We start from the raw sequence: 23,161 nt of genomic DNA on the forward strand, positions 1-23,161 counted from the left end.
CTCAGGCCAGGTGAACGGTGGCCATCGCCTTGTGGCCGAGGATTCGTTTGCCGTTGTAGCGGGCGTCGATCGAGACCACGGCGGTACGGGTGGCCTCGTCCTTCGACTTCACGGCGCCGTTGATCACGATCTCCGACTTGGTCACCGGGTTCACCATGACAGGGCTGGTGAAGCGCACGGTGCAGTCCTTCAGGGCACCCGGATCGCCGAGCCACTCGGACACGAAACCGGTCCCGAGGCCCATGGTGAGCATGCCGTGCGCGACGACGGTGTCGAGATCGAGCAACGAGGCGAAGTGGTCGCTCCAGTGCACGGGGTTGTTGTCGCCGACCACGCCCGCGTAATTCACGAGATCGCCGCGCGAGAGCAGCACCGTCCTGGTGGGCAACGCGTCGCCCACCGCCACGTCCTCGAAGCGCCGCCGGGCATGACCGGTGTGCGGTACGACGACGGGCGGGGCGTAGACCGTCTCGAGGTCGTCCCCGCCGGGATTGACGTCGACCACCTCGTCGGACGTGGACAGCGTGAACATGCCGTTCATGACCATGCCGCGCGCGACGTCCGCGATGGTGCCGTCGCCGTCCCCGTCGTCGGCGCGGCCGATGAGCAGGGTGGTGTAGGTGATCTGGGCCAGCTCGTTGCGCTGGTTGGTGATGACGGTCTTGGTCACCATCATGTCGCGGCCGACGACCTTGCGGAACGAGTCGAGCGAGACGTCGCACGTGAGCTGGTCCCCGGCCAGGATGGGCGCGTAGTACTCCGCGTGCTGATCGGTCTGCAGCATCCGACTGAGGTCGTATCCGGTGGCGATACGCTCGAGCAGCTTCTGCTGGGCGATGATGCCGACGAGCGAGAAGAACGTCGGCGGTGCCATCAGTGCCGGGTAGCCCACCTCCTGCGCGCCCTCCTCGGTCCAGTGCACCGGGTGGAAGTCACGGACCGCCTTGGCGTACTCACGTACCTTCTCGCGACCGACCTCGTAGTAGTCGTCGGCGCGGTAGTGGTAGCCCACCATGTCCAGCGCGTGCTGTGCCGGGTCGAACGTCGGATCGTTCGCGACGGCGTCGGTGGCCAGAATCTCGGCAGTCATGACCGCAACCTATCCCCGGCGACGAGCGCTGTGCAGTGGCAACGACGTTCTCCGGGTCGATCACAGAAAAGCGACCATGAGATTGTTATACGCACCCAATGCTGATCGGCATCCGGAGAATCAGGGTCCGAGGCTCTTCCTCATTCTGGTGAACGACCGGGCGTTGTTCACGGCCAGGACGGCGACAACCTCGTCGGCCCGCTCGTACACGGCGACGAAGGAGCCGGACTCCGGACCACCCTCCACGACGCGTACCGAGTCGGTGGACTGTCGACGGCCGGCGAACTGGATGCGGGAACCGTACTGGTCCGACCAGAAATACGGTACGCCGGACGGTACGGGCTGCGCCCCCACGACGGACCGTGCCACTCGCCGAGCCTGGGTGACCGCGTGCGACCAGTGCTCGCTGCGATGGTGGTCCTGCAACACCTCGTCGAACGCGCGAGCGCAGTCCCCGATGGCGTAGACGCCCGGCACGGTGGTGCGGCAGTGGGCGTCGGTGACGAAACCACCGTCGATGGCGAGACCGGACGCGGCCGCCCACTCCGTGTTGGGGATCGAACCGATCCCGATCACCACCACGTCGGCGGGCAGGACGCTGCCGTCCCCGAGCAGGACGGAGGTGACGGCCCCGTCGCGTCCCTCGAGAGAGTCGACGGCCGCGCCGAGGAGGAGGGCCACGCCGTTCGCACGATGCAGATCGACGCAGACCTCCGCCATGGTCAGACCGAGCGGGCCGGACAGGGGAGCGGTGGACGCCTCGACGATGGTGACCGCTATACCGAGGCCGGCTGCCGTGGATGCCACCTCGGCTCCGATGAAGCCCGCACCGATCACCACCATGGTGGTCGCCGTGGCCAGAGACGAGCGCAGAGCAGCGGCGTCGTCCAACGTGCGCAGCGTGTGGACGCCGCGGAGGTCGTCGGCGCCCAGCAGGGTCCTGGCACGCGCGCCGGTCGCGATGACGACGACGTCGGCGGTCAGCTCTCGCCCGTCCGCGAGTTCCACACTCCGACCGGTCATCCCGACGGCCGGTGTCCCGAGAAGCCAGTCGACGTCGAGCGCATCGGGTTCGGGAACGAGCCACGGGTCCGGGGCCGACCCCTGCAGGAAGGCTTTGGAGAGGGGCGGGCGGTCGTACGGCGGATGGGGCTCGTCGCCGACGACGGTGACCCGTCCCGTGAACCCGTCCTCCCGGAGAGCGGTCGCGACGGTCGAGCCCGCGAGGGACGCCCCGACCACCAGGACGGAGTCCACTGTCTCCCGGTCCGACCCGTCGAGGGTCGTCACGAGCCGGGGAGGTCGAGCACGACCGCGCCGTCGACGACATGGACCGCATACGTCCGAACGGGGGTCTTCGCCGGTGTGCCGGAGGGGGCGCCGGTCCGCAGATCGAAGCACGACTCGTGGAGCGGACACTCGACCGCACAATTCTCCACCCATCCGTCGGCGAGCGAGGCGTCCTGGTGCGTACACGTGTCGTCGATCGCGAACAGGCCCTCCTCGGTGTGGAAGACGGAGATCGCGGTATGACCCGGCGGTGTCACGGTGGCGACCTCGCCGAGGGGGAGTGCCGATGCGGAACAGACGGCGACGCGATGAACGGTGTCCGGCATGATGCCTCCCGCAAGTGTGACGGTGTTGCGTCGATCGCAACGATGATCGATCTGCGCAACAGGATGCACCAGACGACGTACGACGTCAATCGCTGAACCGGTGTGTCGGACCACCGCGTGCCGGGTTGACAGCCCGGCCCCAGGCGCCGAGTCTGTGTTGCGTAATCCACCCGTCGTTGCGCTGATCGCAACAATCTCGAGGGGACGCTCGTGACACCTCGCATCGTCGTCATCGGTGCCGGCATCGTCGGCACCTCCCTGGCGGACGAACTGACCGCCCGCGGGTGGACGGACGTCGTCGTGCTGGACCAGGGGCCGCTGTTCTCCACCGGCGGATCCACCTCACATGCCCCCGGGCTGGTGTTCCAGACCAACCCCTCCCGCTCCATGGCCCACTTCGCCGCGTACACGGCCGACAAGTTCCGCGCACTCACACACGACGACGGGCCGTGCTTCGACACCCTCGGGGGTCTCGAGATCGCGACGACCGAGGCCCGGTGGACGGATCTGCAACGCAAGGCCGGGTGGGCGCGCTCGTGGGGCGTCGACGGGCGGCTCGTCGATGCCGCCGCCGCGGCCGCGCTGCACCCGCTCGTGGATCCGGACGTCGTGCTCGGCGCGTTCCACACTCGGACCGACGGTCTCGCCCGTGCGGTGCGAGCCGCGGAGATGCAGGCTCGTGCGGCGCAGGCGCGCGGGGCGGTGTTCCGGGGGGACAGCCCGGTGACCGAGATTCTCCATTCGGGTGGGCGCGTGACCGGAGTGCGGACCCCGCACGGCGACGTGCCGGCGGACATCGTCGTCTCGGCCGCGGGCTTCTGGGGTGCCGAGCTCGGACGCACAGTCGGACTCACGGTTCCTCTGGTCCCGATGGCGCACCAGTACGCCTACACCGGACAGATCGAGGCGCTGGTCGGCCGGAACGCCGGAGCATCGGACGCGAGTCTGCCGATTCTCCGTCATCAGGACGGCGACCTCTACTACCGGGAGCACGGGGATCGCCTCGGCATCGGTTACTACGGCCACGACCCGATGCCCGCGGACATGGGCGCGCTGTCGTGGGACGCGGACGGTGACGCGTCGTCCGTGGCGCCCGCACCGATGCCGTCGATGCTGCCGTTCACCGAGGACGATTTTGCACCGGCCTGGCGGGAGTCCGCGAGAGTGCTCCCGGCGCTGCGGGACTCGAAGGTCGAATCCGGGTTCAACGGCATCTTCTCCTTCACCCCCGACGGTCACTCGATCGTCGGGGAGCACCGGGATCTCGCCGGCTTCTGGGTGGCGGAGGCGGTGTGGGTGACGCACTCCGCCGGTATCGCGCGCGCCCTCGCCCAGACGCTGATCGACGGCGCCTCGGAGATCGACCTCCACGAGTCCGATCTTTATCGCTTCGAATCGGTCGAGCGCAGTCCCGCCTTCATCGCCGCGACCAGCGCGCAGGCGTTCGTGGAGGTGTACGACATCGTGCACCCCCGCCAGCAGCGCACGGCGTTGCGAGGACTGCGGCGCAGCCCGTTCCACGCCGCGGAGGTCGCCCTGGACGCCCGCTTCGTCCAGGGCGGAGGCTGGGAACGCCCCGCCTGGTACGAGAGCAACGCGGGGGAACTCGCGGCGCTCCTCGAGACCGGGTTCCATCTCCCGGTCCGCGACGAGTGGTCCACGCGTCACTTCTCCGACATCGCCGTGGCCGAGGCCGCGGTGACGCGGAGCCGGGTCGCGATGTACGACATGACACCGCTCACCCGGTACGACGTGGAGGGACCCGGCGCAGCCCATTTCCTGCAGCACCTCACCACCAACGACGTGGACACCGCGATCGGCCGTGTCACCTACACGCTGATGCTCGACGAGAGAGGCGGGATCCGCAGCGACCTCACGGTCGCGCGACTCGGCGCCGATCACTATCGCGTCGGAGCGAACGGTCCACTCGACCTCGATGCGATGCTGCGCCGCGCCAGGTCGGGAACGCCCGACGGTCCGGTGACGGTGCGGGACGTCACCGGAGCGACGTGTTGTGTCGGAGTGTGGGGCCCCCGTGCCCGCGCGATGGTGGCACCGCTGGCCGACGCGGACCTGGGACACAAGGCCTTCGGCTACTTCCGCGCGGTGCGGACGTACCTCGGTGCGATCCCCGTGATCATGATGCGGGTGTCGTACGTCGGCGAACTCGGGTGGGAGATCTACACCGACGCCGAGTACGGCGGCGCCCTGTGGGACCTGTTGTGGGAGGCCGGGTCCGACCACGGGGTGATCGCTGCCGGCCGGCTCGCGTTCGACAGCCTGCGACTCGAGAAGGGGTACCGCGCGTGGGGGCACGACATGACCTCCGAGGACACCCCGGCCGACGCGGGCGTCGAGTTCGCCGTCAAGGACGCCACGGACTTCGTCGGTCGGTCGGCCCTGGCCGCTCGGCCCGCGACGCGACGGCTGCGGACCCTCGTGTTCGACGACCCGGACGCCGTGGTGCTCGGGAAGGAGCCGGTCTCGATCGACGGCACCGTCGTCGGGTACGTCACGAGCGCGGGATGGTCGGCGACCCTCGGGCGGTGCGTCGCGTACGCCTGGCTTCCGCTGGACACCCCACTCGGCGCCGCGGTGTCGGTGACCTACTTCGCCGCCGCACTGGGTGCGACGGTGTCCGACGACGCGGTCGTCGATCCCGCCGGACAGCTGATCAGGAGATGAGCCACGTGAGCTACGACGTCATCGTCATCGGACTCGGCGGCATGGGCAGCGCCGCCGCCTTCCATCTGGCGGACCGCGGACAGCGGGTGCTGGGGCTCGAGAGGTTCACCCCCGCGCACGACAGGGGATCGAGCCACGGCGGATCGCGGATCATCCGGCAGTCCTACTTCGAGGACCCGGCCTACGTCCCGCTCCTCCTGCGGTCCTACGAACTGTGGGACGAACTGAGGAGCATGTCCGGGAAGGAGGTGCATCGGATCACCGGAGGACTGTTCCTCGGCCGCGAGAGCTCGATGACGTTCTCGGGCTCGCTGCTGGCGTCACGGCAATGGTCGCTGCCGCACGAGATCCTGGACGCCGCGCAGGTGCGCGAGGCGTTTCCCACCGTCGATCCCGACCCCGACGAGGTGGCGCTGTTCGAGGCCGCCGCCGGTTTCGCGCGGCCCGAACTCACCGTTCAGGCTCATCTCGACCTCGCCGAGAATCGCGGTGCGACACTGCAGTTCGGTGAGACGGTGCTCGGCTGGGAGGAGGCGGGGGACGGCGTCACCGTCACCACCGACAAGGGGACCTACACGGCGGGCCAGGTGGTGATCTGCCCCGGTGCCTGGGCGCCGCAGCTGCTCGAGCAGTTCGCGGTACCGATCGTCGTCGAGCGCCAGGTACTGCACTGGTTCGGCGCGAGCGCCGGTACCGCCGCGTACGAGAACAACCCGATCTTCATCCACGAGGCCGCGGACGGTATGCAGGACTACGGTTTCCCGGCGATCGACGGTCCCGACGGCGGCGTCAAGGTGGCCTTCTTCCGCAAGGGCATCGAGTGCACGCCGGACACCATCGACCGTACGGTGCACGCGCACGAGATCGAGGCGATGCAGACCCGGGTGCGGCAGACGGTGCCCGGCCTCGACGGGCCGAGCGTGCACTCCGCGACGTGCATGTACTCCAACACTCCGGACGAGCACTTCGTCATCGCGCGGCACCCCGACGCCACCAAGGTCACCGTCGCGTGCGGGTTCTCCGGCCACGGCTTCAAGTTCGTCCCCGTCGTCGGTGAGATCCTGGCCGACCTCGCGACCACCGGGACGACCGCGCACCCCATCACCCTCTTCGATCCCCGCCGATTGGTGACCGTATGACCAGCACCGCGCCCCGCACTCAGTCGTTGATCCCCACTCTTCCCGGATCCTGGTACACCAGCGCGGAGACGTTTCTGGCCGAGCAGGAGCACGTGTTCGAGACAATGTGGTTCTGCGCCGTCCGCAGTGCCGATCTCGCGGCACCCGGCGCTTTCCGCCGCGTCGACGTGGGCCGCGAGAGCGTGCTGGTGGTGCGCGGGCGTGACGGGGCTCTGCGCGCGTTCCTCAACGTGTGCCGTCACCGCGGCGCACAGATCTGTACTGAGGAGTCGGGCCAGGTCAAGCGTAATCTTCAGTGTCCGTACCACGCCTGGACGTACGGGCTGGACGGGAAGCTCGTGGCCGCTCCCGATCTGTCCGCGTTGTCGGACGGGTCCGGTGCCCCGCTCGACCGGACGGAGTGGGGTCTGATCCCCGTCGCGCTCCGGGAGTGGCTCGGCTATGCGTGGCTGTGCCTTGCGGACGAGCCGCCGTCCTTCGAGGACGAGGTGATCGGCGCGGTCACCGAGCGGCTCGGCGACCCGACGGCCATCGACCGGTACGACATGCCGTCTCTCGAACTCGGTCGCCGCGAGGTCTACGACGTGGCGGCCAACTGGAAGCTGATCGTCGAGAACTTCATGGAGTGCTATCACTGCGCCACGATCCACCCGGAGCTGACCGAGGTCCTCCCCGAGTTCGCGGACGGGCTCGCGGCCCAGTACTTCGTCGGCCACGGTGCGGAGTTCGGCGCGGAGATCGACGGATTCACCGTGGACGGGTCCGCGGGGTTCGGCGCCCTGCCGACGCTCTCGGAGGATCAGGACCGGCGGTACTACGCCATCACGATCAAGCCGACCGTCTTCGTCAACCTGGTTCCCGACCACGTGATCCTGCACCGCATGTACCCGGTGTCCGCGGACCGCACCGTCGTCGAGTGCGACTGGCTGTACACGCGGGACGTCGTCGCGTCCGGCCGCGACGTCAGCCGATCGGTCGAGTTGTTCCATCGCGTCAACGTGCAGGATTTCGACGCATGTGAGCGAACCCAACCGGCGATGAGCTCGCGGGCATACCGTGACGGTGGCGTTCTGGTGCCGGCCGAGCATCACATCGGGCTCTTCCACGACTGGCTGGCGGAACGCCTGCGGGAGGACGGGCGCCTGCAGGGGTGACCGATCGGTGAGAGGGTGGGGCAGTGAATCAACAGACCGGGCACGACGTCGATCCGACACTGTTCGAGCGAGTTCTCCTCATCGGGGGTGAGTGGGTCCCCGCCACCTCGGGGGAGACCCGAGACTGCATCGACCCCGCGAACGGTCGCGTCCTGGTGTCGGTCGACGAGGCCTCGCCGGACGACGCCCGCGCCGCCGTCGCCGCGGCCCGTGCCACCTTCGACAGCGGCGACTGGCCCGCCACCCCGGTCGCGGAACGCTGTGCGGTGCTCGACCGCGTGGCGGATCTTTTGCAGCGCGACAAGGAGCGACTGTCGGTCATCGAGACCCTCGACACCGGGAAGACGTTGGCGGAGAGCCGCATCGACATCGACGACGTCACCTCGGTGTTCCGGTACTACGCTCAGCTCGCCGCCGTCTCGAGCGATCGTCTCGTCGACGTGGGCAATCCTGCGGTCATCTCGCGCGTGGTGCACGAGCCGATCGGTGTCTGCGTGATGATCGCGCCCTGGAACTACCCTCTGCTGCAGATCTCGTGGAAGATCGCGCCTGCGCTGGCTGCCGGCTGCACGATGGTGCTCAAGCCGAGCGAGGTCACCCCGCTGAGCACCATCGCGTTCACCCGTCTGCTGGAGGAAGCGGGGGTGCCGGACGGTGTCGTCAATCTGCTGCAGGGCAGCGGCGCGACCATCGGGCCGGCGCTCACGGACAATCCGGACGTCGACTTCGTGTCGTTCACCGGTGGACTGGCGACCGGCAGCGCGATCCTCGCGAGTGCCGCGCCGCACGTGACCAAGGTGGCGGTGGAACTCGGGGGCAAGAATCCGCACATCGTGTTCGCGGACGCCGCCGACGAGGACACGTTCGACGCCTCCGTCGACCAGGTGCTCACCGGCGTCTTCCTGCACTCCGGCCAGGTGTGTTCGGCCGGAACACGTCTCATCGTCGAGGACTCGGTGGCGGATCGGTTCGTCGACGAGATCGTGCGCCGCGCCGAAGCCATCCGGATGGGACCGGGAACGGACCCGGCCAGCGAGACGGGGCCACTGGTCTCCACGACTCAGCGCGACAAGATGGAGGCGTTCGTCGAGACCGCCCTCGCGGAGGGTGCAGTCCTGCGCACGGGCGGCCGCGCACCGTCCGATCCGGCTCTGGCGGACGGAAGTTACTTCCTGCCCACGGTGTTCGATCACTGCTCTCGTGAGATGGACATCGTGAAGCTCGAGACGTTCGGGCCCATACTGACCGTCGAACGGTTCACCACCGAGGCGGAGGCGCTGCGACTGGGCAACGACACGGAGTACGGTCTCGCGGCCGGTGTGCGCACCACCGATCCCGAACGCGGCGAACGCATGGTGCGCGGGCTGCGACACGGAACCGTGTGGCTCAACGACTTCGGGTACTACACGGCCGCGGCCGAGTGGGGCGGTTTCAAGAAGTCGGGCAACGGGCGCGAACTCGGGCCCGCGGGGCTTCACGAGTACCAGGAGACCAAGCACATCTGGAACAACACCGCAGCACCTCGGGCGGAGTGGTTCGGCACCGGCGGGTAGGCCGGAGGCCGGCCGGGGTCGACGGGTAGGCCGGAGGCCGGTCGAGGATCGGCGGGTAGGCCGGAGGCCGGCCGGGGTCGACGGGTAGGCCGGAGGCCGGCCGGGGTCCGACGAGCTAGTTTCTTCCCTTCTCACGTCAGCGAGGCGACATGGTGTCTTCCACTTCCGACGTCGAGGACGGCGGTCTCGGCGATTTCGGGTACAAGGAATCGCTCGACCGCAGTCTGGGCAAGTTCGCGAGCTTCGCGGCGGGCGTCAGTTACATCTCGATCCTGACCGGCACGTTCCAGCTGTTCTACTTCGGATTCGGGTCCGCGGGCCCGGCCTATCTGTGGTCCTGGCCCATCGTCTTCGTCGGGCAGATGGCCGTCGCGCTGTGTTTCATGGAACTCGCGGCGAAGTATCCGGTGGCGGGATCGGTCTACAACTGGGCGAAGCTGCTCGGCAGCCGCATCGTCGGTTGGTCGTCGGGATGGCTCATGCTCACCGCGTCGATCGTCACGTTGTCGGCGGTGGTGCTCGCACTGCAGGTGAACCTGCCTCGGCTGTGGTCCGGGTTCCAGTTGATCGGGGACGGCACGGGGGAGTACGACTACGCCACCAATGCCGTCGTACTCGGTACCATCATGATCGCGTTCACGACTCTGGTGAACGCCGCGGGCATCCGGCTGATGGCGCGGATCAACAGCGCCGGCGTCTTCATCGAACTCGTCGCAGCGGTGCTCATCGCCGTGATTCTGGCGTTCAACATCCAGCGCGGGCCGGAGATCTTCTTCTCCACCAACGGGTACGGAACCGAGGAGAGTGCCGGGTACCTGGGCGCGTTCCTCGTGGCGTCGCTGGCGTCGGGCTACGTGATGTACGGCTTCGACACGGCGAGCTCGCTCGGCGAGGAGACCGTCGAACCGCGGCGGACCGCCCCCAAGGCGATCCTGCGGGCCATTCTCGCGTCGTTCGTCATCGGCGGTGCCATCCTCGTGTTCGCCGTCATGGCGGCGCCGGATCTGAACGATCCCGAGCTCGGCACGCCGCAGGGTGGACTGCAGTCCATCGTCACGTCGGTGCTGTCCGGACCGCTGGGAACGGTGTTCCTGATCTGCATCCTGGTGGCCGTCACGGTGTGCTCGCTCGCGGTGCACACGGCGGCGATCCGCCTCACCTTCGCGATGGCGCGCGACAACGCGCTGCCGTTCGGCGAGCGGCTGGCCACCGTGCATCCGAAGTATCAGACGCCCGTGGTGCCCGCCGTCGTGATCGGTCTGCTCTCGATCCTGATCCTGGTGATCAACGTGGGGCAGCCCAAGATCTTCACGGTGCTCACGTCGATCGCGATCATCATGATCTATCTGGCGTATCTCATGGTCACGGGACCGCTGCTGAAGAAGCGACTGAAGGGTGAATGGCCGCCGAAGGACCTGAAGGAGGGTGGCTACTTCACCATGGGTCGCTGGGGTCTGCCCGTGAACATCGTCGCGGTCGTGTGGGGCGTCGGCATGGCGTTGAATCTGGCGTGGCCGCGCGAGGCCGTCTACGGAACGCCCTGGTACAACACCTGGGGAGCGTTCGTCTACATCGGTGTCATCCTCGGGCTCGGGTATCTGTGGTACTTCACCGTCGGACGCGGACACATCGGTACGTTGGAGTCGCACGCAGCGACCAGCACGGCGGGTACGGCGGAAGGCGAGAAGGTATGACGGACGCGATCTTCGACTACGTCATCGCGGGCGGCGGTACCGCGGGATGTGTTCTCGCCGCACGCCTCAGCGAGGACCCCAGCGTGACCGTGTGTCTGGTCGAGGCGGGACCCACGGATGTCGGGAACGACGACATCCTGGTGCTCGACCGGTGGATGCACCTGCTCGACTCCGGCTACGACTGGGACTATCCCGTCGAGCCGCAGGAACGCGGCAACAGCTTCATGCGCCACGCCCGGGCAAAGGTGTTGGGCGGCTGCTCGTCTCACAACTCGTGCATCGCGTTCCACCCACCTGCCGGGATCCTGGACGACTGGGAGGCCATGGGCGCCGTGGGCTGGAACGCGGAGTCGATCCTCCCGTACGTCTCGCGGGTCACCGGACCGGTGACGCTGCGGGACGTTCCGCCACTCGATCCGTGCGGTGCCGCCGTCCTCGAGTCCGCGGCCGGCGTGGGACTGCCGACCGTGCAGTTCAATCGCGGTGAGACGGTGCTCAACGGGGCCGGCTGGTTCCAGATCAACTCGTCGGACGACGGTGTGCGCATGTCCACCTCGCACGCGTACCTGCATCCGATCATGGCCACGCGCCCCAACCTCGAGGTCCGCACGGGGTGCTGGGTCAGTGAGATCGTCATCGACGACTCACTCACCGCCACCGGAGTGCGGTACCAGCGTCCTGATCTGACGGGGCACGACGTCGTCTCCGCACGCCGTGAGGTCATTGTCACCGCGGGTGCGATCGATACCCCGAAACTGTTGATGCTGTCGGGAATCGGGCCCTCGGTGCACCTGCGCGAGATGGGGATTCCGGTGCGTGTCGACTCGGCGGGCGTCGGTGCGAACCTCGACGATCACGTCGAGGGCCTGGTGTTCTGGGAGGCATCGAAGCCGATGGTCACCACGTCGTCGCAGTGGTGGGAGATCGGCCTGTTCGCCACGACCGAGGACGATCTGACGTATCCGGACGTGATGATGCACTACGGCAGCGTGCCGTTCGACATGAACACCCTGCGCTGGGGCTACCCCACCACGGACAACGGCTTCTGCCTGACTCCCAATGTGACACAGGGCCGTTCACGCGGAACCGTCCGACTGCGCTCACGCGATTTCCGTGATCGTGCCAAGGTAGATCCGCGGTACTTCACCGACAGCGAGGGGCACGACGACCGCGTGATGCTCGCGGGCCTCAAGCTCGCTCGGCGCATCGCCGACCAGCCGCAGCTGAAGGACTGGATCGCCCGCGAGTTGGCGCCGGGGCCGGACGCCGTCACCGACGACGATCTCCTCGACTACGTGCATCGCACCCACAACACCGTGTACCACCCGGCCGGCACCGCGAAGATGGGTGCCGCGTCGGACCCGATGGCGGTGCTCGACCCCGAGTTGCGCGTCAAGGGCGTGCACAATCTGCGTGTGGTCGACGCGTCGGCGATGCCGAAACTGCCGGCGGTGAACCCGAACATCACGGTGATGACGATGGCGGAACGGTGTGCCGACCTCGTCACCGGCTGACACGTTCGCAGACTTTCTCGCCGGTCTCCCACCGTTCGACTCGCTGACCAGGAGCGAGCTCACAGATCTGGCGGCGACGGCGTCCACCGCGGAGTACGCGGCGGGTGATGTCGTGGTCGGACCGGGTGTCGACGACATCGACGCGGTGTGGGTGGTGTGGTCCGGCGGCGTCGACCTGCTGCATCCCGACGACGTCGACGGCGCCGCGCCGCTCGACACCATCGAGCCGGGTGGGCTGTTCGGCTTCTCGGCCATGCTCGTCGGCCTGCGCACGGCGTTCACGGCGACGGCGGCGCGGCCGTCGGTCGTCGTGCGCCTGCCGGGTCCGTCGGTGCGACCGGTGTTCGCGAGCCCCGCGGGTGTGACGTACCTGGCGCGCACGATCGCGCAGTCCTTCGGCGGACGGTCGATCGCCTCGCCGAGCCCCGAGGGCGCGGGTCTGTCATCGGCGCCCGGCGGCACCGTGGCCGCCCTGGTGCGTCGAGCGGCGGCGACCGTGGACGCCCACACCTCGATCCGCGACGCCGTCTGTCTGATGACGGAGCGAGGGACGTCGTGCGTGGTGATCCCGACGACGCGGGGTCGGTACGGCATCTTCACCGATCGGGACCTGCGGACCCGAGTCGTCGCGGCGGGTGTGCCGGTGGACACACGGATCGGATCCGTCATGACAGCGCCGGCGGCGGTGGTCGACGCGGACCGGACCCCCACCGGCGTCCTGTTCGAGATGTTGGAGCTCGGTGTCCAACACATGCCGGTCGTCGATGTCCGTGGCGGGCTGATCGGCGTGCTCGAGAGCGCGGATCTGCTGGCCAACTCGACCACCCGGAGCTTCTCGTTGCGTCGGCACGTCGAGTCCGCGGAGTCGGCAGACGCGTTGATCGAGGTGAGTGCCGGTCTGCGTCCCCTGATCGTGGACCTGTGGCGCACCGGAACCACCGCGGCAGCCGCGTCCGGGATCCTGTCGGTGGTGGTGGACGCCCTCGTCCGTCGTGCGGTGGAGCTGTCGATCGCCGCATCGTCGACGACGCTGCGAGGCCGGGACCTCGCCTGGTTGTCGCTGGGCAGCGTCGGACGGCGCGAGGCGATGCCGTCGTCCGACGTCGACAGCGCACTGTCCTGGAGCGACGGTCTCGTCGGCCGGGAGGAGGCGCTCCGCGACCTCGCCCGCGCCGTGCACCGCACGCTCGACGCCTGCGGACTGCCCGCCGACACCAACAACGCGATCGCGTCCAGCCCTCGCTTCGCACGGTCGGCCCCCGCCTGGCGCGCGGCCGCGCGCGGCTGGCTCGACGATCCCCTCGGCGACCGCGGCATCGTCATGTCCTCGCTCCTGGTCGACGGTCGGGTGGTGTGGGGCGATCCCGATCTCCACTCGGTTCCGGACGCCTACCGGGAGATGGCCGTCGAGCATCCCGAGGCTCTCCGGCTCCAGCTCCGCGATGCGCTGGCAACCCGCGCACGGGTGCGCTCGGTACGGGACGTGCTCGCGCGGCGCGGGACGACGGTGGATCTCAAGTCGCACGCGGTGTCGCCGATCGTGAACCTGGCGCGATGGGGCGGCATGAGCGTCGGAGTCGCCTGCGCGTCGACACCCGCGCGGCTGACCGCGGCGGCGGGCAACGGGTTGCTGTCGGAACCGGATGCACGCGTGCTCGTCGACGTGTTCGAGCGGCTGCAGCACCTGCGCTTCGGCCACCAGGTGGAGTGCCTGAGCGACGGGCGCACTCCGACCGACGTCGTGGCCCTCGGTGAGCTGGCACCCCTCGAGCGCAGCATGGTGATGGACGCGATCCGCGAGATCGCCTCGGTACAGCGACGGGTGGGCCACGTGGCCGCGACCGTCGGTGTGCCCGTTCCGCGCGCGGTGCGCGACCGCTGAGATTCGGTGCCCGATACGATCGGACACCATCATGGCTTCTTCCGAGATTCCCGATCGCGGCACGTCCGGCACCGACGACGCGGGAAGAGCCGTGACACGCGGCAACGCCGTGCAGTCGGTCGACCGCGCTCTCGAGGTCCTCGAGATCGTCGCTCGACTCGGGACAGCCGGTGTCACGGCCATCGCCGACGAACTCGGGGTGCACAAGTCCACCGTCTCGCGCCTGCTGGGGGTGTTGGACGCCCGCGGCTTCGTGGAGCAGGTGGGTGAACGGGGCAAGTACCGGCTGGGGTTCACCATCGTCCGTCTCGCCGGGTCCGCGACGGCCGAACGCGACCTCGCGAAGGCAGCGCAGGGGATCTGCGACATGTTGGCCGAGAAGGTGGGGGAGACCACCAACCTCGCAGTGCTCGACGAGGACCGCGCCGTGAACATCGTCAAGGCTCGGTCGGAGTCCGAGGTCGCGCTGCGTACCTGGGTGGGCCAGGGTAGTCCGGTCCACGCCACGTCGAGCGGGAAGATCCTCCTCAGCGGAGTGGCGCGGGACGAGGTACGCCGGCGGCTCCCGTCCCGGTTGGAGTCCTTCACGGAGACCACCGTGACCTCGTTGACAGCGCTGGAGCAGGAACTCGAGGCAGTGCGCTCGCGAGGCTGGGCCTCGGTGCGCGAGGAGCTCGAGATCGGTCTGAACGCGGTGTCCGCGCCTGTCCGTGACCACACCGGGGCCGTGGTGGCCGCGCTCAGCGTCTCGGGTCCGGCCTATCGGCTCGAACCCGAGGACTTCGAGTCCGTCGCGGCCGACGCGATGAGCGCGGCTCTCGAGATCGGTCGCAAGCTGGGGTACGGCGGCGACTGACGTCGTGACTGTTCATCACGTTCGCGGTGACAGTGACGAGGAGAAACATACTTCAGGTATGGTTACGTCGTCCTTGACCTGAACGCCGGTGATTTTCTCGGCAGTTGGCGGTGTTGCGGTATGACCGGTCTCCACTCGCGCGGTGTGCTCGATGCACCGCCGTCCTCGGTGCCGCTCGAGAGTGGTGTCGTCGCCGCGATCGATGCGGTGGCACGGCGGAAACCGTCGAGTCTCGCGCTGGTGTCGTCCACCGAGTCGATCACCTACGGCGAGCTCGCCGTGGCGAGCAGGAACCGCGGCGCGGCATTGCGCCGTGTCCACGACGGCGACCGCGTCCCGCTCGCCGTCCTCGCCGACGGTTCCGTCGACGCGCTCATCTCGGTCCTGGCCGTCCTCGCCTCCGGACATCCTCTCTTCGCCGTCGACGCCGACCTCCCGGACGTACTCCGCGCGCACGCCTCCACAGTGGTCGGCGCCGTGCCGGCTGCGTCCGTGACGTTCGATGCTCGTCGCGACGCCGTCGTGCACCACGAGGGTGTCTGGTGGGAGTCGCCCGCCTGGGACCAGGGCATGACCGAAGCAGGTCGGCCCACCGCCCTCGATGCGTGGCGGCCCGCACTGGTCGCGCTCGGTCCGGGAGCGACCGGACGTGTCACCGTCACGCACGAGGAGTTGACCGCGTCGGTGTCCGATCTCGCCGTCCGTGCGGGACTCACACCCGGCGCGCGGTTCGACCTGTCTCACCCGTCCGCCTCGGTCGCCGGTCTCGTGGGGCTTCTTGCCGGTCTGGTCACCGGCTGCACCGTCAGTGCGACCGGACGGGGATTTCCCGCGGCGGTGTGATGCCCCGGGTGTCCGGCGCGATGCACGTCCGCGTCCGCCGGGGCACACTGTGGCGGTGACCGACGCCGCAGATCAGCCTGCACACCCCACCGTCGAGCACTCTCGGCTCGCCGAATCGCCCGGAGCGCAGAGCGCCTGGCGTACCTGGGGGCCCTATCTCGCGGGCCGTCAGTGGGGCACCGTGCGCGAGGACTACTCCGAGGACGGCAACGCCTGGGAGTCCTTCCCCTTCGATCACGCCCGCTCGCGGGCCTATCGGTGGGGTGAGGACGGACTCGGGGGTATCTGCGACCGTTTCGGCTTCCTGAATTTCTCGGTGGCACTGTGGAACCGGCGCGATCCCATCCTCAAGGAGCGGCTGTTCGGACTCACCAACGGTGAGGGCAATCACGGCGAGGACGCCAAGGAGTACTGGTGGGCGCTCGACGGAACGCCCACCCACAGCTGGATGACCTGGCTCTACCGGTACCCGCAGGCCGAGTACCCCTACGAAGGACTGCGTGAGGCGAGCCGCGCGCGGACGCGCATGGACCGCGAGTTCGAACTGGCCGACACCGGGGTGCTGGACGAGAACCGGTTCTTCGACGTGGTCGTCACCTACGCCAAGGCGTCGCCCGACGACGTGTGCATCGTCGTCGATGTCACCAATCACGGGCCCGAGGCCGCATCCGTGGACGTGGTGCCGCACCTGTGGCTGCGCAACACGTGGTCCTGGGGACGCGACGATCGCACCGCCTCCATCGTCGACGTCACGGCGGACGCGCTTCCGGGTGACATGGCCGTGGTGCGTGCGGAGCACGGTTTCCTCGGCCGGTACCACCTCGCCGCTCAGGGTGATGCGCGAGTGCTGTTCTGCGACAACGAGACCAATGCGGTGGAACTGTTCGGCGCTGCGGAGAACCTCTCGGCCTGGACGAAGGACGGCATCGGGCGGCGCATCGTCGAGGGCGACGAGTCGGCCGTCAATCCGGACGGCACGGGGACGAAGAGCGCGTTCTGGTACTCGCTCGACGACGTGGCGCCCGGTGAGACCCGCAGCATCCGTCTCCGATTGAGCACCGCGGTGCCGGACTCGTTCACCTTCGGACCCGGGTTCGACGCGGTGCTCGCCGACCGACGGTACGAGGCGGACCAGTTCTACGACCACGTCATCGGCCCGGATCTGTCCGCGGCCGACCGCCACGTCGCACGGCGCGCCTACGCCGGCCTGCTGTGGTGCAAACAGCTCTACCGCTACGACGTACGCGAGTGGGCGCAGGGTGATCCGGTGGGAGCATCGGCGCCGCAGTCGCGACTCGACGCGTCCGCCCGCAACCATGCCTGGTCGCACTTCTCGCTCGCGGACGTCGTCTCCATGCCGGACGAGTGGGAGTACCCGTGGTTCGCCGCCTGGGATCTCGCCTTCCACACCATCCCGCTGGCGCACGTCGACCCGGACTTCGCCAAGGAACAGCTCGTTCTCATGTGCCGCGAGTGGGCGATGCACCCCAACGGCCAACTGCCCGCGTACGAGTGGGAGTTCGGGGACGTCAACCCGCCCGTCCACGCCTGGGCGGTGTGGCAGGTCTACCGCATCGACGGACACCGCGACCGCGAGTTCCTGGTGCGGGTGTTCACCAAGCTCCTGCTGAACTTCTCCTGGTGGGTCAACCGCAAGGACGCGGGCGGCTCCAACATCTTCGAGGGCGGGTTCCTCGGGATGGACAACATCGGGATGTTCAACCGCTCGGAACCGTTGCCGCCGGGATTCCGACTCGAGCAGTCCGACGCGACCAGCTGGATGGCGTTCTACTGCCAGCAGATGTTCAAGATCGCGATCGAACTGGCACGACACGACTCCGCGTGGGACGACGTCGCGACGAAGTTCTTCGCCCACTTCCTGTCCATCGCGGAGGCAGTCGGATCGTTCGGTTCCGCGCAGATGTCGCTGTGGCACGAGGAGGACGGCTTCTTCTACGACGTCCTCGCCCCACCGCACGGTGACGCGGTACCCCTGCGGGTGCGCTCGATGGTGGGTCTCCTCCCGATCCTCGGGGCCACCGAGATCCCGTCGTGGGTGCCGAAGGAGTGCCCGGACCTGACGTCGCGGCTGCGCTGGCTGCAGCACCGGCGGCCGGATCTGGTGTCCCCGATGATGTCGCGCAACGACGACGGAACGTGGCGCATGCTGCTCGCTCTCGTGGATCCGGACCGGTTGCGCCGCATCCTCGAGCGCATGTTCGACAGTGAGGAATTTCTGTCGTCCTTCGGCATCCGGTCGCTCTCGGCGTCCTACCGCGACGGCGTCACGATGGAGGTCGAGGGCCGGTCACTGTCCATCGAGTACGAGCCGGGGGAGTCCCGCACGTCGATGTTCGGCGGGAACTCGAACTGGCGAGGCCCGGTGTGGTTCCCCGTCAACGTGCTGCTCGCCGACAAACTCCGCGCTTACGGTCGCTACTTCGGTCACACCTTCACCATCGAGATCCCCACCGGGTCCGGCGTGCAGCAGACCCTGGTCGAGGCCGCCGCGATCATCGAGAACGGTCTCGCGGACCTCTTCCGCGTGCGCGGATCCTCGCGGCCGTCGGACGGTGATCGCATCGAGTCCTCGGACGATCCGCTGTGGTCGCAGCACCCGACCTTCAGCGAGTACTTCGACGGGGACACCGGGGAGGGGCTCGGCGCCAGCCATCAGACAGGGTGGACGGCACTGGTCGCGCATCTTCTCAATCCGAGAGTGCCGCAACCGCCGACACCACCGGGCTAACGTGACGGCATGAAGATTCGCGGAGCTGTCCTGGAAGAGATCGGCCGTGCGCGGCCGTTCGCGGAGTCGCGTCCCCTGACGGTGTCCGAACTCGAGCTCGACCCTCCCGGCGAGGGGGAGATCCTCGTCCGCATCGAGGCGGCGGGACTGTGCCACTCGGACCTGTCGGTGGTCGACGGCAACCGGGTACGACCCGTCCCGATGCTGCTGGGGCACGAGGCCGCCGGCATCGTCGAAGGCGTCGGTCCCGGGGTCGACCTCGCTCTCGGCACGCGCGTGGTGATGACCTTCCTGCCTCGATGCGGGGAGTGCTCGGGATGCCTGTCGAACGGACGTACACCGTGCATCCCCGGCAGCGCGTCCAACAACGCCGGCACCCTGCTCGGCGGAGACGTGCGGCTGCGGCGTGACGGCGTCGAGATCAAGCACCACCTCGGGGTGTCCGGTTTCGCGACACACACGGTCGTGGACCGCCGGTCGGTGGTGCCCGTGGGCGACGACGTCCCGCCGGCCGTCGCCGCGGTGCTCGGGTGCGCGGTCCTCACCGGCGGCGGCGCACTGCTGAACGCCGCGTCACCCGCCGAGGGAGACACCATCATGGTGGTCGGGCTCGGCGGAGTGGGCATGGCGGCGGTGCTCACTGCGGCCTCGCTCGGGTTGGGCGACGTCATCGGCGTCGACTCGATGCCGGAGAAGCTCGAGACGGCGCGCGAGTTGGGCGCGACAGCCGTGTACACCCCGCAGGAGTTGGCCGAGTCCGGCGTGCGTGCTCAGATCGTGGTCGAGGCCGCCGGCAACGCGCGCGCGTTCGAGACTGCTCTCGCCGCCACTGCCCCCGGCGGCACCACCGTGACGGTGGGCCTGCCGTCACCGGACGCCCGAGCGTCGATCTCACCCCTCACCCTGGTGGCCGAGGCCCGGACCATCGTCGGAAGCTACCTCGGATCCGCCGTTCCCGAACGGGACATCCCGACGTACGAGCAGATGTGGCGCGAGGGCCGCTTCCCGGTGGAGAAACTGGTGTCCTCACGCATCACTCTCGACGGGATCAACCGGGCGATGGACGAACTGGCGGACGGCAAGGCGATTCGTCAGGTCATCGAGTTCGACCACTAGGCTGTCCCCGACGGATTCAGGTGAGGGGTGAACAGGTGACAGAGGCGATACGTGTCGGAGTGCTCGGCGCGGCCGGCAAGGTCGGCCAGGCGGTGTGCGAGGCCGTCGAGGCTGCGGCCGACACGGAGCTCGTCGCTCGCGTGGACAAGGACGACCGGCTCGAGACGTTCGCCGAGAACGGCGCGCAGGTCGTGGTCGACTTCACCCACCCCAGTGTCGTCATGGACAACCTGCAGTACCTGATCGGCGCCGGGATCCATGCCGTCGTGGGCACCACCGGGTTCGACGACGAGCGACTCGATCAGGTGCGGTCCTGGCTGGCGGGCTCGCCCGGGACCGGAGTGCTGATCGCTCCCAACTTCGCCATCGGCGCCGTGCTCTCGATGGCGTTCGCGCAGCAGGCGGCGCGCTTCTTCGACTCGGTCGAGGTGATCGAGCTGCACCATCCGAACAAGGCGGACGCTCCGTCCGGCACCGCGTACCGCACGGCGGCGCTCATCGCGGACGCGCGGCGCGCTGCAGGCGTGGGTCCGAGTCCCGACGCCACCACCACCGAACTCGACGGTGCGCGCGGCGCCGACGTCGACGGAGTGCGTGTGCACTCCGTGCGCCTCGCCGGACTGGTGGCGCACCAGGAGGTGCTTCTGGGAACACAGGGCGAGACTCTCACCATCCGACACGACTCGATCGACCGCACCTCGTTCACTCCCGGTGTGCTGCTGGGTGTTCGATCCATCGCGGCGCGGCCCGGGTTGACGCTGGGCATCGAACCGTTGATGGATCTGTGATGAGCAGCGGGAAGTCCGGAGGACGGTCGGAGTGAGCAAGTATTCGCGGGTGGTCGCGATCATCGCCGTGATGGTGTTGGTTCTCGGCGTCTACTTCGTCATCCTGGGCGGGCGCGGCATCGACTTCATCCAACTCGGCGGTCCGGTGAACATCGGCCTGGGTATCGGTGTGCTGATCCTGCCGCTGTTGGGCCTGTGGATCGTGGCGGCGACGCTGCGGGCGGGCTTCCGGCACCAGCACCTCGCCCGCCGGATCCACGACGAGAATCTCGAACTCGACGTCGACGACCTTCCGCGGATGCCGTCGGGACGCATCGAGCGCGCCGCGGCGGATTCGCTGTTCGCGGACGTCAAGGCGGAGTACGAGGAGTCGCCCGACGACTGGCGCGCGAACTACCGTCTCGCCCGCGCGTACGACTACGCCGGCGATCGCGGCCGGGCGCGCGAGATCATGCGGCGCGCCGTGGAACTCGAGCGCACCGAGAGCGCGTGACCGTCCTGCTGGTGGTGCACCACACGGTGTCACCGCCCATGGCGGAGATGCTCGAGGCGGTGCTGGCCGGCGCTCGGGATCCGGACATCGAGGGTGTCGATGTCCGGGTGCGCCCGGCTCTGGGTGCCACGATCACCGATGTGGTCGACGCGGACGGCATCCTCCTCGGGACTCCCGCGAACTTCGGGTACATGTCCGGTGCTCTCAAGCATTTCCTCGACACGGTGTACTACCCGACGCTCGGGTCGATGAACGGAAAGCCCTGGGGCGCCTGGGTGTACGGCAACAACGACACTGCGGGCGCGACGCGCGCACTGACGAGCATCGTGAGCGGATGGGGCCTCGAGCCGGCCGCGGCGCCCGTCGAGGTGACGGGGTTCGACGCCGCTGCGCGCGAACGCCTCGTCGAACTCGGCGGCACGCTGGCCGCGACGATCATGCCTGCCTGATCACTCCGGAAGGGTCAGGGGGGACGCGGGATCCGGTGCGCTCTCGACGAATGCCGGCGGGTTCGCGGTGTCGAACGTGGTGGGCAGGGTCGCACACGTCGCGCCGGGCTCCGGGAAGGTGTTCGGGTTCAGGCGCAGTGCCGACACGAAGCGGTCGATGCGCTCGTCGTCGCTGCTCTCCACTGCCAGGCGATGCCCCCACGACTGCAGCGAGATCCGGCGGTCCATGCCCGGATACGGCGACATCATCAGGTACGGCTCGCCCTCCACCCGTGCGGCCAGCGCCGCGATCTTGGCGTCGTCGAGCGCGGCGGGGTCGTACGCGATCCACACGGCACCGTGTTCGAGGGAGTGCACCATGTTCTCGGTGCGCACGGCCTCCGGATAAACCACGCCGGTGCACGTCGCCCACGCGTTGTCGTGTCGACCGCCCATCGGCGGCGAGAAGGTGTACGCCACACGGTAATTCGGCAGTACGTGGTAGGCGGGCGGATAGTCGACCACCTCGATGCCGTCGAGCGCGAGAGAGGGGTCGGGATCGTCGACGGTGGGCACCCACGCGTCGGCCGTCGGACGTCCCTCGACAGCCGAGCCACAGCCACCGGCGACGAGGGCGGCCGACAGGATCAGGGGAACGAGCGCCGACCGATGCATGACCCGAGAGTATCCGTCCGGCCGCACCGTCCTGCTCGTCAGCCGTTCCGCACCACCGCGACGACGAAGACGCGTCGGAAGGGGAAGAAGGTGGTCCCGTCGGGACGTGCTGGGTAGGCGTCGGCCAACAACGGAGCGAGGTCGTCGCGGAACTCGTCCCGACCCCCCTCGTCGAGGAGGTCGAAGATCGGCGTGAGGGCGGTACCGGAGACCCAGTCGAGAACGGGCCGGGCACCCCGGAGTTGCTGTACGTAGGTGGTCTCCCAGGCGTCCACGGTGCATCCCCGAGCGGCCAGCAGGTCGGCGTACTGCTCGGGATCGTCCACGGCGTCCGCGTGCCGCAGCTCGAGGGTGGGAAGTCGCGGCGCCCAGGCGTCCGATGTCGCGAGGTCCCGAATGATGCGGTGCGACGGCGCATCGAAGTTGCCGGGCATCTGCACGGCGATCACGGCGCCGTCCGGCAACTGGCCGGGCCAGCGTCCCAGCAGTTCCCGGTGTTCGGGCACCCACTGCAGAGTCGCGTTGGAGACGACGACGTCGGTGTCGGGCGACGGCACCCAGTCCCGTACGTCGAGCAGCGTGGCGTCCAGACCGGCGGCGCGTGCGGCCTCGACCATGGCCGGCGAGTTGTCCGAGGCCTCGACGACGGCGTCCGGCCAGCGGTGCGCGAGCAACGCCGTCGCGTTGCCGGGGCCGCAGCCGAGATCGACGACTCGCCGGGGGCTCTCGGCAGCGATACGCCCGAGCAGTTCCGCGAACGGGCGGGTGCGCTGATCTGCGAAGGTGAGGTAGTCGGACGGGCTCCACATGATGGCTCCTTCGACGAACCGGTGAGCAGTACGCTCGTACTGTTAAGTACGCTACGCCGGAATGAGCCGCACTGTCC

At 68.7% G+C, this 23,161-nt stretch carries 19 protein-coding genes; 14 read left to right on the forward strand and 5 right to left on the reverse strand.

Annotated elements, in window-relative coordinates:
- Position 1 precedes the first annotated feature (1 nt).
- The 3 genes from HQ325_RS20000 to HQ325_RS20010 all read right to left on the reverse strand — a co-directional run bounded on the left by HQ325_RS20000 (position 2) and on the right by HQ325_RS20010 (position 2,706).
- Positions 2-1,090, reverse strand: coding sequence for a fused (3R)-hydroxyacyl-ACP dehydratase subunits HadA/HadB (locus HQ325_RS20000; RefSeq protein ID WP_222631978.1), 1,089 nt, complete (start codon positions 1,088-1,090; stop codon positions 2-4).
- Positions 1,091-1,210: 120 nt separating this feature from the next.
- Complete coding sequence (locus tag HQ325_RS20005; protein ID WP_308014637.1) at positions 1,211-2,380, reverse strand: FAD-dependent oxidoreductase; 1,170 nt, start codon at positions 2,378-2,380, stop codon at positions 1,211-1,213.
- A complete protein-coding gene (locus HQ325_RS20010) occupies positions 2,377-2,706 on the reverse strand; it encodes a bifunctional 3-phenylpropionate/cinnamic acid dioxygenase ferredoxin subunit (protein WP_204867777.1) in 330 nt (109 codons plus the stop codon). Before HQ325_RS20010 ends, HQ325_RS20005 begins: the two co-directional genes overlap by 4 nt.
- 210 nt (positions 2,707-2,916) lie before the next feature.
- Between HQ325_RS20010 and HQ325_RS20015 the strand changes: the two genes are divergently transcribed.
- From HQ325_RS20015 to HQ325_RS20080, 14 genes are all read left to right on the forward strand, one after another.
- Positions 2,917-5,391 (forward strand): FAD-dependent oxidoreductase, encoded by a 2,475-nt coding sequence (locus tag HQ325_RS20015; RefSeq protein ID WP_222631979.1) that lies wholly within the window; start codon positions 2,917-2,919, stop codon positions 5,389-5,391.
- On the forward strand, positions 5,388-6,530 hold the full coding sequence (gene solA / locus HQ325_RS20020; RefSeq protein ID WP_222631980.1) for an N-methyl-L-tryptophan oxidase: 1,143 nt from the start codon (positions 5,388-5,390) through the stop codon (positions 6,528-6,530). The genes HQ325_RS20015 and solA overlap by 4 nt, the downstream gene beginning before the upstream one ends.
- The gene (locus HQ325_RS20025; protein WP_222631981.1) at positions 6,527-7,684 is read left to right on the forward strand and encodes an aromatic ring-hydroxylating dioxygenase subunit alpha; all 1,158 of its coding nucleotides are present in this window, start codon (positions 6,527-6,529) and stop codon (positions 7,682-7,684) included. The genes solA and HQ325_RS20025 overlap by 4 nt, the downstream gene beginning before the upstream one ends.
- 59 nt (positions 7,685-7,743) lie before the next feature.
- Positions 7,744-9,237: an aldehyde dehydrogenase family protein gene (locus HQ325_RS20030; RefSeq protein WP_261778771.1), complete on the forward strand. Its 1,494-nt coding sequence runs from the start codon at positions 7,744-7,746 to the stop codon at positions 9,235-9,237.
- 149 nt (positions 9,238-9,386) lie between these two features.
- Positions 9,387-10,931, forward strand: a complete 1,545-nt coding sequence (locus tag HQ325_RS20035; protein ID WP_222631985.1) for an APC family permease — start codon at positions 9,387-9,389, stop codon at positions 10,929-10,931.
- Positions 10,928-12,445 (forward strand): GMC family oxidoreductase, encoded by a 1,518-nt coding sequence (locus HQ325_RS20040; protein WP_222631987.1) that lies wholly within the window; start codon positions 10,928-10,930, stop codon positions 12,443-12,445. The genes HQ325_RS20035 and HQ325_RS20040 overlap by 4 nt, the downstream gene beginning before the upstream one ends.
- Positions 12,423-14,327 carry a putative nucleotidyltransferase substrate binding domain-containing protein gene (locus HQ325_RS20045; RefSeq protein ID WP_308014636.1) on the forward strand — a complete coding sequence of 635 codons (1,905 nt, stop codon included), beginning with the start codon at positions 12,423-12,425 and terminating at the stop codon, positions 14,325-14,327. Before HQ325_RS20040 ends, HQ325_RS20045 begins: the two co-directional genes overlap by 23 nt.
- Before the next feature lie 31 nt (positions 14,328-14,358).
- A complete protein-coding gene (locus HQ325_RS20050; RefSeq protein WP_222631989.1) occupies positions 14,359-15,183 on the forward strand; it encodes an IclR family transcriptional regulator in 825 nt (274 codons plus the stop codon).
- Between the two features lie 120 nt (positions 15,184-15,303).
- Positions 15,304-16,026, forward strand: a complete 723-nt coding sequence (locus HQ325_RS20055) for an AMP-binding protein (RefSeq protein WP_222631991.1) — start codon at positions 15,304-15,306, stop codon at positions 16,024-16,026.
- A 55-nt stretch (positions 16,027-16,081) separates the two neighbouring features.
- Positions 16,082-18,775 (forward strand): glucosidase, encoded by a 2,694-nt coding sequence (locus tag HQ325_RS20060; protein WP_222631993.1) that lies wholly within the window; start codon positions 16,082-16,084, stop codon positions 18,773-18,775.
- A gap of 9 nt (positions 18,776-18,784) precedes the next feature.
- A complete protein-coding gene (locus HQ325_RS20065) occupies positions 18,785-19,891 on the forward strand; it encodes a zinc-binding dehydrogenase (protein ID WP_222631995.1) in 1,107 nt (368 codons plus the stop codon).
- A 35-nt stretch (positions 19,892-19,926) separates the two neighbouring features.
- Positions 19,927-20,679 carry a 4-hydroxy-tetrahydrodipicolinate reductase gene (gene dapB, locus HQ325_RS20070; protein WP_222631996.1) on the forward strand — a complete coding sequence of 251 codons (753 nt, stop codon included), beginning with the start codon at positions 19,927-19,929 and terminating at the stop codon, positions 20,677-20,679.
- A gap of 70 nt (positions 20,680-20,749) precedes the next feature.
- The gene (locus tag HQ325_RS20075; protein WP_261778772.1) at positions 20,750-21,172 is read left to right on the forward strand and encodes a tetratricopeptide repeat protein; all 423 of its coding nucleotides are present in this window, start codon (positions 20,750-20,752) and stop codon (positions 21,170-21,172) included.
- On the forward strand, positions 21,169-21,621 hold the full coding sequence (locus HQ325_RS20080) for an NAD(P)H-dependent oxidoreductase (protein WP_308014634.1): 453 nt from the start codon (positions 21,169-21,171) through the stop codon (positions 21,619-21,621). The genes HQ325_RS20075 and HQ325_RS20080 overlap by 4 nt, the downstream gene beginning before the upstream one ends.
- Here the strand turns inward: HQ325_RS20080 and HQ325_RS20085 are convergent, their stop codons facing one another.
- Together HQ325_RS20085 and HQ325_RS20090 are read right to left on the reverse strand one after the other, a co-directional pair.
- Entirely contained in the window at positions 21,622-22,275 is a 654-nt protein-coding gene (locus HQ325_RS20085) for a DUF3105 domain-containing protein (protein ID WP_222632000.1), read from the reverse strand.
- Between the two features lie 38 nt (positions 22,276-22,313).
- The gene (locus HQ325_RS20090; RefSeq protein WP_222632002.1) at positions 22,314-23,084 is read right to left on the reverse strand and encodes a trans-aconitate 2-methyltransferase; all 771 of its coding nucleotides are present in this window, start codon (positions 23,082-23,084) and stop codon (positions 22,314-22,316) included.
- Between the last annotated feature and the right edge of the window lie 77 nt (positions 23,085-23,161).

The sequence above is a fragment of the Rhodococcus sp. BP-349 genome (genome assembly GCF_019835845.1).
Lineage (GTDB): Bacteria > Actinomycetota > Actinomycetes > Mycobacteriales > Mycobacteriaceae > Rhodococcoides.